The organism is Komagataeibacter melaceti (assembly GCF_003403295.1).
In the GTDB taxonomy this organism is placed as follows: Bacteria; Pseudomonadota; Alphaproteobacteria; order Acetobacterales; family Acetobacteraceae; genus Komagataeibacter; species Komagataeibacter melaceti.
Window position 1 is genome coordinate 13,861 of record NZ_QUWV01000011.1, and the last position, 12,114, is coordinate 25,974.

Below are 12,114 nucleotides of genomic sequence, written 5' to 3' on the forward strand. Positions count from 1 at the left end.
TGGGGGAATTCATTTGCCACCCATGCAAAAAAAAGCCATCCAGTGCGGGTTCGCATCCAACGGAACAGTGACGGGCGCCAACAGCCATTGCTGAACCGGCTTGATAAAAGAAGATCAGTATTCGGGGCAGCGCCGCATTGAACTACAGACACAGCTACCACGCCGGCAACTTTGCCGATGTCATGAAACACGTCCTGCTGACGGCCCTGATCGACACTTTTTACCGCAAACCGGCCCCTTTTTCGGTTCTGGACACGCATGCCGGGACGGGCCTGTACGACCTGTCTGGCCCGCAGGCGGAAGCCACGGGGGAATGGCGCGACGGTATCGGGCGGCTGCTTGATGCACCCACCAGCCCCGATGACAGCCCGGCGCTGGAACGCTGGCTCGAAATTGTCCGGGCCGTAATCCGGGAGCATGATGGACGCCTGTTCTATCCCGGCTCGCCCGATCTGGTCGCACGCCTGCTGCGCCCCGGTGATACCCTGACCTGCTGCGAACTCCACCCCGAGGACCAGCAGGAACTGAAACAACTGTTCCGCCGCAACCCGAATGTGTCCGTGCATGGGCGCGATGGGTACGAGGCCATGACCGCCCTGCTGCCGCCCAGAACGGCAAAGCGCGGGCTGGTGCTGATGGACCCGCCATTTGAGCGCAGGGATGAATTCCAGCGCGTGACCGAAGCCATCATGACCGCGCGGCACCGTTTTCCCACCGGTATCGTGGCGGTATGGTATCCGATCAAGCACCGCGCGCCCACGCGGGCCTTCTTCAACATGCTGAAGGATGCCGGGCAACGCAACCTGCTGGCGCTGGAACTGACGCTCCGCCCCCCGCTGGACCCCGCGCGACTGAACGGGAGCGGGCTACTCATCGCCAACCCGCCCTACCAGTTCGATGCGCAGGCCCGGAGCATACTCACATCGCTATGCCACCATCTGGGCGATGGCGAAGCACAGGCCACCGTGGAATGGGTCGTGCCGGAATAGGCGCTACCGCCCCCGGTTCATCCCGTAATCCCGCCGCCGCTGAAAGGATGAAGGGATGCCCAGCATGCGCCGGTACTTGACGATCGTGCGCCGGGAAACGGAAAAGCCGCACTGACCCAGTGCGGCGACAATACCGGCATCGGACAGAACACTCCCGGCTGTCTCGTTCTGCACCAGTCGGCTGACATGCGCCCGCGCGGCGGCGGCGGCCCGCGTCGTGCCATCTTCCGCACCGAGTGCGGCCGTAAAAAAGAACTTCAGCGGGTACAGACCGCACGGCGTTACGATATGCTTGTTCGCCACAAGGCGGCTGACGGTGCTTTCATGCAGGCGCACGTCCTGTGCGATGCGCTTCATGCTCAGCGGCCGCAGGCCCTGTGGCCCCTGCTCCAGAAACGCTTCCTGACGGAACATGATATGCTGGCCAACCAGCAGCAGGCTGCGCTTGCGCCGCTGCAATGTATGGGTCAGCCACCGGGCGTTACTGATCCATTCCGCCATCCGGGCCTGTGCATCCTCTCCCTCCCGCGCGGGCTGCACGCGGCACCGGTCCAGCAGGGTCGTGTTCAGGCTGGCGGCTGTCCGTCCCTCATCCCCCGCCATGACATGCCAGCCGCCCCCCGTCAGGCGCATGACCACCAGATCCGGCAGGCGGGCCGATAGCGGTGGCGCGCTGTCATCTTCCCCCGGGCGGGGGTTGAGCCGTCGCAGTTCATCAATCATGTCCGCCAGATCATCGGCGTCCACCCCGCATGCGGCGCGCAGGCGCGCCATGTCGCGTCTGGCCAGCAGCGGCAGGTTGGCCAGCAGGGCTTCCATGGCCGGATCATAACGCCCGCGTTCACGCAGTTGTACTTCCAGACACTCCGCCAGAGACCTTGCCCCCACCCCAACGGGGTCAAGCCGCATCATGCGCTGGCGCACGGCCTCGACCCGCGCGGGGGCAACCCCCGCCCGCCGGGCCAGAACCGATACATCCACGCCCAGCCGCCCGGAATCATCCAGCCCGTCCACCAGCATCGCCCCCACACGGCGGTCGGTCGCATCCTCCAGCGACAGGGCAAGGTCACGCAGCAGCCGCTCACGCACCGTGGGCGCATGGGCGGGGATACGCGCCATCCGGTCCGCATCCCCACTGGCCATGGCGCGCCATTCAGCCACATGCGGGGTATCGGGCCATTCCAGAAAGGGGTTGTCATCAACCTGCGCTGCAACAAACGCTTCAAGGTCGGTATGCGAAAGCCGCAGGATACGCAGGGTCTCGCGCATCCGGGCCGTAATGGCCAGCCGCTGCCGCTGGCCAACTTTCTGGACAAGTGCAACCGGCACGGCTGCCTCCGTTACAGGCGCGGCGTAAGGCGGGAGGCTGCCGGACGGGATGTGACCGGGCGCGCGGTCCGGTTGATGAAGGCCGCACCGGCCCACAGCAGCACGAACATCGACACGATCACCACGCCCAGTGCCGGAAAATGCGCGCCCAGCACCGCCAGCGCGCGTGAAACCGGGCCATCCCAGCCGCCCAGTTCACCCACCTTCTGCGCAAGCTCGATCCCGCCCACCGCGCCAGCGGTGACGATGGAGATAAGGGTAATGGCCAGATTATAGGCCAGGCGGCGACGCCCCGAGCCCGCACTCCAGCCATAGGCCCGGTACATCAGCACGGCATCAAGCGTATCCACCAGCGCCATACCGGCGGTGAAAAGCAGCGGGAAGCTCATCACACCCGGCAGGCCCAGCCCGTGCGCGGCCTGTGCCGCTGCCATGCCCAGCAGGCCGATCTCGGTTGCGGTATCAAACCCCAGACCGAACAGGAACCCCAGCGGATACATCTGCCAGCTCCGGCCAATCAGCCGGAAAACCGGGCGGAACAGCCATGCCAGCGGGCCCCCCGCCATTTCGGGCACGGGCGGCGCGGTTGCGGCATCACCCCTGCACAATGCACGCCACTGGCCCGTGGCCGTACCGATATTCGCTGCCACCATGGCGAACAGGAACATGGCGGAAACGACCGTACCCAGCGTCCCGCCAATCAGGTGCCAGCGTTCCAGCCACCCATGCATGGGCAGGAGCACCAGCATGGCGGTGGCAAGGATGACCACGCTGGAATGGCCAAGCGAGAAAAACACCCCCACCCACACCGGCGAACGCCCCGCCAGCATGAGCTTGCGCGTGACCGTATCAATGGCCGCGATATGATCGGCGTCCATGCCGTGGCGCAGGCCGAACGTCCACGCCAGACCCGCAGCCCCCAGCAGCACGGGGGAAGTGCCCAGCATCCACAGCGTCCATGCCCAGGCGGCCATGTTCACGGCCACCAGCGCCGCAAGCAGGCCGGCCACCGGCCTGCGGCCCGCGCCGCACACTGCATCCGCCACTGGCTGGACTACCGCCATGTCAGCAGATCCTCGGCAACTGTTCGCCCATGGGCATGGTCACGACCCGCTGGCCACCCAGGCGGTTGACCAGCCGGACATCACCCCTGCGCCCGCTGGCCGGTATTTCAGCCAGTGTGCCAATCACCGCCGCGTTCCGCCCCAGCGGGTGCGCGTGCATTGCCGCAAGGGCACGCTCCGCTGCCTCGGCAGGTACTACGGCCACCAGCTTGCCCTCATTGGCCAGATAGAGCGGGTCCAGCCCCAGCAGTTCGCAAAGCCCCGCCACGTCGGGGCGGATGGGCAGGCGGTCTTCCTCGATCCGCACGGTCACGCCGCTTGCTTCCGCCAGTTCCGTCAGCACGCCCGCCACGCCGCCGCGTGTCGCGTCACGCATGGCCCGCACATCGGGCACCGCGTCAAGAAGCGCCTGTGTCAGACCATTCAGCGCGGCACAGTCACTCTCGATTGCCGTATCGAGCGCCAGATCCCCACGCGCGCACAAAATGGCCGCGCCATGATCGCCCAGCGTGCCGTTTACAATCACGACATCGCCCACCCGACCGCCCGCGATGCTGATGTCACACCCTGCGGGCAGCGTGCCGATGCCGGTTGTGGTAATGAACAAGCCATCACACGCCCCACGGGGCACCACCTTGGTATCCCCCGTGACAATCCGCACCCCGGCGGCACGGGCGCAGGCCGCCATGGACGCAACGACCCGCCGCAGCGTGGCCAGTTCCAGCCCTTCCGCCAGGATAAAGGCGGCGGACAGGGCCACCGGCCGCGCGCCCCCTACGGCAAGGTCATTGACCGTGCCGCATACGGCCAGCGTGCCGATATCACCACCGGGAAACTCCAGCGGTTCCACAACAAAGGCATCGGTCGTGAACGCCAGCCGGTCCCCTTCCGCCGTGAACCGGGACAGGGGAAAGCGGGCCTGATCCTCCTGCGCCACGGCGGGGTCATTGCCAAAGGCCTGAAGGAACACATCATCAATCAGCGCGCGCATGGCGGTGCCGCCGCCGCCATGGGCCAGTGTGATATGGCCCCCCTGCCCGATGCCGGTAATCCTGCCTGCCGTGTTCATGCCGCCCTCCCCACGCCTTCATATTCATAACAGGCCGCGCATGCCCCTTCTGACGAGACCATGAGCGCGCCAAGCGGCTGGTCCGGTGTGCAGGTGGTGCCAAACGCGGCGCAGTCGCGCGGGCGGATGCGGCCGGTCAGCACATCGCCACAGCGGCTGGCGGCGGGGTCCGCCACATGCCGGGGCACAAGGCCAAAGCGGCGTTCGGCATCGAAATCCCGCCACTGCGCGCGCAGCTGCAGCCCGGACCCGGCTATGGCGCCCAGCCCCCGCCATTCACATTCGGGCCGGGTTTCGTACACCCTGTCCATGGCCGCCATGGCGGCGGCGTTGCCATCGGGCGGCACCACGCGGCCGTACTGGTTTTCAACCCGTGCTTCCCCCGCCTCGATCTGGCGCAGGACCATATGGAGCGACTGGAGGATGTCCAGCGGCTCAAACCCTGCGACCACCACGGGCCTATGGAAGGTTTCGGCAATAAAATCGTACGGGTGCGTGCCGATCACCATGGAGACATGGCCCGGCCCGATAAATCCGTCCACATTGAAACCGGGCTGTGACAGCAGGGCGCGCAGTGTCGGGACAATGGTAATGTGCTGGCATAGCATGGAGAAATTACTGATCCCTTCCGCCGCCGCACGCAGGACCGTCAGCGCGGTGGATGGCGCCGTGGTCTCGAACCCCAGCGCAAAGAACACCACCTGCCGCTGCGGGTTGGCGCGCGCAAGGGCCAGCGCATCAAGCGGGGAATAGACCATGCGCACATCCGCCCCGGCGGCACGGGCCTGGATTAGCGTGCCCTGTGCGCCGGGCACGCGCATGGCGTCACCAAACGTGGTGAAGATCACGCCGGGCTGGCGGGCGATGGAGATCGCATCATCAATCCGCCCCATGGGCAGAACGCATACGGGGCAGCCCGGGCCGTGCGCGAACTCGATATTGTCCGGCATGCGGGTTTCAAGCGCGTAGCGGAAGATCGTATGGGTATGCCCGCCGCATACCTCCATCACGGTTACGGGTGTGGCGCGCGTACGGGCAATGCGGGCGGCGGCGTGGTCAATGGCCTCGAACAGGCTGCGGGCCAGTTCGGGGTCACGGAATTCATCGACAAATCTCATGCCATGCGCCTCAGGCGGCCTCGATGCCGCGCATGGCGGCCAGTTCACCATCCAGTTCGCCAATCTGCCCCAGCAGGCGCAGCGTCTCATGGGCCTCGGCTTCGTCTATCCGGCTCATGGCGAAACCGACATGCACCAGCACCCACCGCCCGACCAGATCGGAAAGCGGTTCGTCCGCATGCGCCACGCAGACAACATCCACCACACGGCGCACACCGGAAATATCGACTTCCGCCGTCATGCCCGCCTCGTCGAGAATGGCCGTTATCCGGCCCGGAATTCCCAAGCACATATCCGGCTTGCTCCTACTGTATCGTCTGTTTTTCGGCATCCGGCACAATGCCGTACCGATCCAGCTTCGCGCGCAGCCCCACGCGCGACAACCCGAGTTCACGCGCCGTGCGGCTCTTGTTCCAGCCGCAGCGCACGATCGTTTCCATGAGTATCCTGGCCTCCAGCATGTCCATGCGCTGCTGGAGCGGGCCGCTGGCGGGGATGTCATCCGCATCATCCATGGCGGTGCGCGGGCAGGCCGTCCCCTCGCCCGCCGGGTTCCTGACGGCGGGGGACAGCAGTTCCGGCCCGAGGATTTCATGCTCCGCCAGCACGAGCATGCGCAGCACCTCGTTCTGCAGTTCACGCACGTTTCCCGGCCAGCCGTACTGCACCAGCGCCGCCGTCGTCTCGGCCGCGAAACCGCGCACATGCCGCCCATGGCGCAGGCAGGCGTCATCCAGCAGGTGGTTGGCCAGCACGCGCACATCACCGGGCCGTTCGCGCAGTGGCGGGATGGTCAGCACCATGGCGGCCAGCCGGAAATACAGGTCCTCGCGGAAGCGCCCGGCGCGGACCTCCGCCTTCAGGTCGCGATGGGTGGCCGCGAGCACGCGCACATCCGCCCGCCGGGTCTCGTTGGCACCCAGCGCGCGGAATTCCCCTTCCTGCAGGAAGCGCAGCAGCTTGACCTGAAAGGCGGGCGAAATATCACCGATTTCATCAAGCAGCAGGGTGCCGCCATCCGCTTCCTCAACCAGCCCGCGGCGGTTGGCGTAGGCCCCGGTAAACGCGCCCTTCTTGTGGCCGAACAGTTCGGATTCCAGCAGTTCATCGGGGATTGCGCCACAGTTCACCGCCACGAACGGGCCATCCGCCCGTGGCCCGGCGTAATGCATGGCACGCGCCATGAGTTCCTTGCCGGTGCCGGTCTCCCCCTGGATCAGGACGGGAATGTTAAAGACCGCAACCTTTGCGGCCTGTCGGCAGGTTTCGTTCAGGGCGCTTTCGGGCGTGCGGATGATCGAACTGAAGTGATAGCTGCCCTGCACCCGCTCACGCTGGCGCAGCAGCCTGCCCTCGGCCACCGGGGGGGCCAGCTTCAGTTCCAGCGAGAGGCGTTCATAATCCCGCTGCATGGCGAAAAGCTGCGTCGCGTTGCGCGCGGCCAGCAGCAACTGGTCGGGGTGCCATGGCTTGGTGATGTACTGGTAGATCCCGGCGGCGTTGATCGCCTCGATCATGTCCTCCGGGTCGGTATATCCGGTAACGATGATCCGCACGATATCGGGCCAGCGGTTACGTACTGCGGTCAGGAACTCCACCCCGGTCGTGCCCGGCATGCGCTGGTCACAGAAAACCGCCTGTATCCAGTGGTTCTCCAGCACCTCCGTCGCCTCCGCCGGGCTGGCCGCCACGTGCACGTCAAATTCCTCACGCAGCACGCGGGCCATGACCTCGACCGAGCGGGGTTCGTCATCAACAACAAGAACAGACGGCAGGGTCACGCTCACCGCCTACTCCGCCGCGCGCAGGGTGGCAGCATGCGCTTCCGCCTCAGCCGCAAGATCCGCCAGCAGGGCGCTGCGCTGACCGCGCAGCCAGTCGGTCCATTCATCCATCCCCGCGCCGGACCGGGTCGAGACATGCAGTATCCGCGCCTTGGGGGCGACACGCGCCACGTTGGCCTCCAGCATGGCGGTATCAACATCCAGATGGGGCAGCAGGTCGGTCTTGGTCAGGACGACCAGATCGGCATCCTGGAAGATATCAGGGTATTTGAGCGGTTTGTCTTCCCCTTCCGTCACGGACAGCAGGGTCACGCGCCGGTGTTCACCCAGATCGAAAGCGGCGGGACAGACCAGATTGCCCACATTTTCAATGAACAGAATCCCCCCTGCCACAAGCGGCAGGTGCGCCATGGCATGGCCGACCATGTGGGCGTCCAGATGGCAGCCCTTTCCGGTATTGACCTGTATGGCGGGCGCACCCGTGGCGCGGATACGCTCGGCATCATTGCTGGTCTGCTGGTCGCCCTCGATCACGGCGGCGGGAAACTTCTGGCCGAGACGGCGCAATGTTTCCACCAGCAGCGTGGTCTTGCCCGCGCCGGGACCGGCCAGCATGTTGAGCGCCAGCACGCCCGCCTGTTTCAGCCGCGCCCGGTTCGTGGCCGCGAACCCATCGTTTTTTGACAGGATGCCGCGTTCGATCTCGACCATGCGGGCCTGTGACAGGCCGGGCGCATGCGCGCGGGCGGGGCCGGTGCCATAATCCAGCACATCGCCGTCATGGGCGTGGCCTTCATGGGCATGGCCTTCACCCGGTGTGTGGTCATGGCCGTGCTCATGCGCATGGCCATGGGCGTGTCCGGCCTCGATCCGTGCTTCATCACCATTGCAGCCGCATACCGTGCACATCAGATTACCTCCAGATCCATGATCCTGATTTCCGTCCCACCTGTTGGCTGGAGCCGCGTGCCGCCACAATGCGGGCACGGGTCCAGCCGCTGCAACAGTTCCACATCCGTCCCGCAGTCGAAGCACCATGCGCGGCCCGGTGCCTCGTGCAGTTCCAGCGCCGCCCCTTCCACCACGGTGCCGCGCGCCACGACATCGAACCCGAAGCGCAGGGCCTCGACCTCGACCCCGGCGAAACGACCGATTTCAACACGGACACGCCGCACGCGGGAAAAATTTTCCCGCTGCCCGGACTCCTCGATCACGTCGATCAGGCTTTCACACAGCGACATCTCATGCATGGCCTAACCCTCCTCGACCGTGACGGGCACGCACGGATTGACGCAGCTTAGCATAAGGCGCGCAAGCCATGGGCGGCGAGGCCCGTCAACCGGCAGGCCCGCCGCAATGCGTGGCAGCAGCCCGCCCGGTGCGACATGCCAGAATGTGGGGGAAAGGATGGCGTATTGCGTCACCCGGCCCTGCCGCACCACCGCCCGGTGCGTCACGATGCCCCGTGCGGCGCGGGCCACCCCGATGCCGGGCAGGTGCGGAGACAGCGCGGCCGCACGTGAAAACAGGGCCTGCGACGTGGGATGAAGATACGCCAGCAGGTCCACAACCCGCGCCATGAGCCGCACAAAAAGCGAGCCCCCTTCCGCCCCGATCAGGGCGCGGATGACGGGGGTGTCCATATGGTCAGGCAGTATTCCCGCATCACGGGGTGTCGGGGGCGCGTCGTGCCCCGCGCCAAACGCGGCCTCGATATCCCCGGCCTGCAGCGGCGGGAGCGACACGCGCCCCCAGTCGGCGCATAGCCTTTCACGCAGCCATGCCAGAACCGTAACAAGAACCGGGGCATGTGGCTCCCGCGCGCTTTCCAGCCATTGCCCAAGGCCCGGCAGGTCGAAGCCCGCAATATCGGCAGATGTTCCGGTCAGTTCCCGCCGCAGCCCGGCACAGGCTGCGGGGTCGTGGGCTTTCAGGTGCATGAGCCGCGCCAGTAGGTCACGCGCAGGCGGCAGGCCCAGCCAGCGCGGCCATTCCAGCAGCAGGGCAAGGGCATGGTCACGCATGATTTCAAGCCGCACCCCATCATGGCATGCAGCATCCATTTCCGTCAGGCCCAGCGCACGGGTGGCCGCGATGGCATGCGCCGTGCCGCACAGGCTGAACAGGCTGGAGACGCGCGCCACGGCTTCGTGCGGGGTCAGCCCCACGCAAAGCTGGCCCGCATCCACCACCGCCCCGCAGGCAAGCCGCCACGGCCTGCCGTTTTCACCGCCGGAAAGGGTCAGGCTACCGATCATGCCCCGATACGGCTCCCGCTTCTTGCCGCCCCGAACAGAAGCCCCCGGCGGCTTGGCATGGTGGGCCTGGCCGCAACCGGCTCGGGTGCCGGGGGGGCGGCCTCGGGCTTATGGTCAGGGTTCACGCTCGGGTCGAGCAGGGCCTTCAGCGCTGCCTGCGCGGTCTCAATCGCCTGGAGCATGGTGGTGAATTCAAACACCGGGGAAAAGAGCGAGCAGGCCTTGTAAGGCGGCAATTCCGCCACCTCCGCCTTTGATGCACGGTTGACGAGCGTGAACTCGTAGCGGCCCGAAGGGAATTCGATCAGTTCCTTGCCGCCCGACACCAGATCCGACCAGTCCTCCGCCACACCGGGGGCAAGGATCAGGTTCATGAACCATGGCGTAATCAGGATTCCCAGAAAATGCCCCTCATACGGGCGGAAACCCACCGCACGTACCCCCAGCGCCTCGTTCAGCAGGGGGATGCCGCGCATCTGCCCACGATGGATTTCCCGAAATGCATCCTCCATTTGCCGGGCCAGCAGGGCCGCCTCATGGTTTTCGGGGAGAACCTCCACATCCTCCGCCGGGGAGACTGGCGGCGGGTCTGCGGGCAGCGTGGGCGCTTCGGCAGCCGTGGCACCGGGCACAACCATGAACTGTTCGCGCGCGCCGTCGCATGTGGGGCAGCGCCAGTGCTCCGGCAGGGCCGAGAACGGGGTGCCGGGCGGGACCTGCCATGTCTCGCACCCCTGCGCCGGGTCATAGACCGACCAGCAGATCTTGCACTCCATGACGGAATCCGGCCGCAGACGATCCGCATTGCCCATATAGGAGCCTTCAAACCCGTGGAAGACATCAGTCATGCCGCAGGTTCCACCGCGCTCAGGGCCGCGCAGATTTCAGCCAGGCGGGTTGCGGAATCGGCAATATCCTCCCGTGCGGCGCAGGCCACCTCCGGCACGTCGGTAACCTCGATGGTGTCGAGGATGAGCGTGTCCATCGAGTTGTAATAGCGCACGCGCCAGACATGGGGCGTGCCGGTGGCCTCGATACGGCAGTTGCCATACCCGCGCGAGAGAATGGTGGCATGGCCCCGCCCCAGCACCCGGGCAATCAGGTCCAGATCTTCGGGCGTGTGGGGCAGCAGGCTCAGGTTGACCACATGCGCCCGCGCACCGGGCCGCCACCGCGCCGCGTGGTCAAGCAGTTCCGTCAGCACCGCCGGGGCATTGACCACGCCGGGCGTGATGTGGTCGGCCATGTCGATCTCCGGCCCGTGCGCGGGAAAGGCGCGGGAGAGGATGACACGGGGAAAGGCCGCGATTTCCACCTGTTCACGCACCTCTCCGTCATCGCCCACAGCGCGCGTGCGGGCGCGCATGGACCATACCCCGGCAAAGACACTTTCCTGCACCGCGATCCGGCCGGCGGCGTCTTCCAGCACTATGGAGACCTCTCCCTCCCCCAGCGCATCGTCAAACACGGCCTGGCTGGCCGCATCCAGCCCGGTGCGCTTGATGATGGTGGAATGGCCGGGCGTCCATGCCCGCGCCACATCCCGCACCTGTTCCAGCAGCCCGATGGCAGGCTGCACGCGGGCCGGGTCATCAATCTCGGGCGTATGGGCGGCGTACACATGCACGCCGGAGGGCATGGCGAGGTACTGAAGCCCCTCCTCATTTTCCGGGGGCATGGAGCCGGGGCCAAAACCCACGGGTGGATAGGCGAAGGAAGCGGTCATGCCGAAACATCTTTCTGGCCAGCATTGGAATAAGGGGACAGGAGGCCACGGAACAGGCGGCCATATTCATCCCAGTCGCGCATGCGCGGGATCATGCCCACCGGCACGCCATCATGCAGCAGGACAAGGGCGGGCAGGTTCAGCCCGTCGATGCGCGCGCACAGTTCCGCCTCCATCGCCGCATCCGCCACCGCGCCACGCAGCGGCGTGCCGGATGGCAGCAATGTCTGTGCGGCCCGCAGCAGGTCAGGCAGGACCGCCGCGATATCGGGGGTTTCCAGATGCGGGCGGGCGTGGCCGGGCACAAAGACCACCACCAGCCCCAGGGCTGCGGCGGCGGGCGTATCGAGCACCGGCATGCCATGCCGTTCCGACAGGGCGCGGACAAGGGGAGTGTCCTGAACGGATGCCATCATCACGCCTCCTCCAGCCCGGCCGCCCGCGCGGCTTCCAGATGTGGGGGAAGCCGGGGCGGCCCGGCGCACAGATCGGCAAAGCCGCGCGCCACCACGTCCGATACCGCCTGCGCGCCATCGGGGCGGGACAGCGCGGCCAGTGCGCCAAGGGCTGCGGCAATCCGCGCGGCCTCGCCTGCTTCCAGCCGCGTGCGCGCCAGCCCCATGAACACCAGCACCTGATCGCCGGGGCCAGCCTCGGGCAGCAGGGCCATGTCCACCCGTTCCTCCCGTGGCGGTGCGCCGGGAAGGGTTGCGATGCACAGGCCATACCCATCGCACACGCTCTGGACTGTCATTGGAATTCCCACGCACATGGTTC

At 66.5% G+C, this 12,114-nt stretch carries 14 protein-coding genes; 1 reads left to right on the forward strand and 13 read right to left on the reverse strand.

Going from position 1 to position 12,114, the window contains the following annotated elements:
• Nucleotides 1-137 precede the first annotated feature (137 nt).
• Entirely contained in the window at nucleotides 138-989 is an 852-nt protein-coding gene (locus DY926_RS01090) for a 23S rRNA (adenine(2030)-N(6))-methyltransferase RlmJ (protein ID WP_241502989.1), read from the forward strand.
• 3 nt (nucleotides 990-992) lie between these two features.
• Here DY926_RS01090 and rpoN read toward each other — a convergent pair whose 3' ends face one another.
• Genes rpoN through DY926_RS01155 form a run of 13 tightly spaced genes read right to left on the reverse strand, consistent with a single transcriptional unit; the run spans nucleotide 993 to nucleotide 12,109 of the window.
• On the reverse strand, nucleotides 993-2,318 hold the full coding sequence (gene rpoN, locus DY926_RS01095; protein WP_116701688.1) for an RNA polymerase factor sigma-54: 1,326 nt from the start codon (nucleotides 2,316-2,318) through the stop codon (nucleotides 993-995).
• 11 nt (nucleotides 2,319-2,329) lie between these two features.
• On the reverse strand, nucleotides 2,330-3,382 hold the full coding sequence (locus tag DY926_RS01100) for a HoxN/HupN/NixA family nickel/cobalt transporter (RefSeq protein ID WP_116701689.1): 1,053 nt from the start codon (nucleotides 3,380-3,382) through the stop codon (nucleotides 2,330-2,332).
• 1 nt (nucleotide 3,383) lies between these two features.
• Nucleotides 3,384-4,451, reverse strand: a complete 1,068-nt coding sequence (hypE, locus tag DY926_RS01105; protein ID WP_116701690.1) for a hydrogenase expression/formation protein HypE — start codon at nucleotides 4,449-4,451, stop codon at nucleotides 3,384-3,386.
• Nucleotides 4,448-5,569 (reverse strand): hydrogenase formation protein HypD, encoded by a 1,122-nt coding sequence (gene hypD / locus DY926_RS01110; RefSeq protein WP_116701691.1) that lies wholly within the window; start codon nucleotides 5,567-5,569, stop codon nucleotides 4,448-4,450. The genes hypE and hypD overlap by 4 nt, the downstream gene beginning before the upstream one ends.
• A gap of 10 nt (nucleotides 5,570-5,579) precedes the next feature.
• Nucleotides 5,580-5,855 carry a HypC/HybG/HupF family hydrogenase formation chaperone gene (locus tag DY926_RS01115; RefSeq protein WP_456305930.1) on the reverse strand — a complete coding sequence of 92 codons (276 nt, stop codon included), beginning with the start codon at nucleotides 5,853-5,855 and terminating at the stop codon, nucleotides 5,580-5,582.
• Between the two features lie 19 nt (nucleotides 5,856-5,874).
• On the reverse strand, nucleotides 5,875-7,356 hold the full coding sequence (locus tag DY926_RS01120; RefSeq protein WP_116701693.1) for a sigma-54-dependent transcriptional regulator: 1,482 nt from the start codon (nucleotides 7,354-7,356) through the stop codon (nucleotides 5,875-5,877).
• Between the two features lie 3 nt (nucleotides 7,357-7,359).
• Entirely contained in the window at nucleotides 7,360-8,262 is a 903-nt protein-coding gene (hypB, locus tag DY926_RS01125) for a hydrogenase nickel incorporation protein HypB (protein WP_116701694.1), read from the reverse strand.
• Nucleotides 8,262-8,603, reverse strand: coding sequence for a hydrogenase maturation nickel metallochaperone HypA (gene hypA / locus DY926_RS01130; protein WP_116701695.1), 342 nt, complete (start codon nucleotides 8,601-8,603; stop codon nucleotides 8,262-8,264). The genes hypB and hypA overlap by 1 nt, the downstream gene beginning before the upstream one ends.
• Nucleotides 8,604-8,606: 3 nt before the next feature.
• Nucleotides 8,607-9,611 (reverse strand): hypothetical protein, encoded by a 1,005-nt coding sequence (locus DY926_RS01135; protein ID WP_116701696.1) that lies wholly within the window; start codon nucleotides 9,609-9,611, stop codon nucleotides 8,607-8,609.
• A complete protein-coding gene (gene hybE, locus DY926_RS01140) occupies nucleotides 9,608-10,459 on the reverse strand; it encodes a [NiFe]-hydrogenase assembly chaperone HybE (RefSeq protein WP_116701697.1) in 852 nt (283 codons plus the stop codon). The genes DY926_RS01135 and hybE overlap by 4 nt, the downstream gene beginning before the upstream one ends.
• Nucleotides 10,456-11,337, reverse strand: coding sequence for a hydrogenase expression/formation protein (locus DY926_RS01145; RefSeq protein ID WP_116701698.1), 882 nt, complete (start codon nucleotides 11,335-11,337; stop codon nucleotides 10,456-10,458). The genes hybE and DY926_RS01145 overlap by 4 nt, the downstream gene beginning before the upstream one ends.
• Entirely contained in the window at nucleotides 11,334-11,753 is a 420-nt protein-coding gene (locus DY926_RS01150; protein ID WP_116701699.1) for a thioredoxin domain-containing protein, read from the reverse strand. Before DY926_RS01150 ends, DY926_RS01145 begins: the two co-directional genes overlap by 4 nt.
• Nucleotides 11,753-12,109 (reverse strand): HypC/HybG/HupF family hydrogenase formation chaperone, encoded by a 357-nt coding sequence (locus DY926_RS01155; protein WP_116701700.1) that lies wholly within the window; start codon nucleotides 12,107-12,109, stop codon nucleotides 11,753-11,755. Before DY926_RS01155 ends, DY926_RS01150 begins: the two co-directional genes overlap by 1 nt.
• Nucleotides 12,110-12,114: the final 5 nt, after the last annotated feature.

Excerpts from the sequence above, each read along its gene's own strand:
- DY926_RS01100 (WP_116701689.1), bottom strand. The coding sequence starts at position 3,382 with ATGGCGGTAGTCCAGCCAGTGGCGGATGCAGTGTGCGGCGCGGGCCGC.
- DY926_RS01145 (WP_116701698.1), bottom strand. The coding sequence starts at position 11,337 with ATGACCGCTTCCTTCGCCTATCCACCCGTGGGTTTTGGCCCCGGCTCC.
- DY926_RS01155 (WP_116701700.1), bottom strand. The coding sequence starts at position 12,109 with ATGTGCGTGGGAATTCCAATGACAGTCCAGAGCGTGTGCGATGGGTAT.
- hypB (WP_116701694.1), bottom strand. The coding sequence starts at position 8,262 with ATGTGCACGGTATGCGGCTGCAATGGTGATGAAGCACGGATCGAGGCC.
- DY926_RS01135 (WP_116701696.1), bottom strand. The coding sequence starts at position 9,611 with ATGATCGGTAGCCTGACCCTTTCCGGCGGTGAAAACGGCAGGCCGTGG.
- hypD (WP_116701691.1), bottom strand. The coding sequence starts at position 5,569 with ATGAGATTTGTCGATGAATTCCGTGACCCCGAACTGGCCCGCAGCCTG.
- hypE (WP_116701690.1), bottom strand. The coding sequence starts at position 4,451 with ATGAACACGGCAGGCAGGATTACCGGCATCGGGCAGGGGGGCCATATC.
- hybE (WP_116701697.1), bottom strand. The coding sequence starts at position 10,459 with ATGACTGATGTCTTCCACGGGTTTGAAGGCTCCTATATGGGCAATGCG.
- DY926_RS01150 (WP_116701699.1), bottom strand. The coding sequence starts at position 11,753 with ATGATGGCATCCGTTCAGGACACTCCCCTTGTCCGCGCCCTGTCGGAA.
- hypA (WP_116701695.1), bottom strand. The coding sequence starts at position 8,603 with ATGCATGAGATGTCGCTGTGTGAAAGCCTGATCGACGTGATCGAGGAG.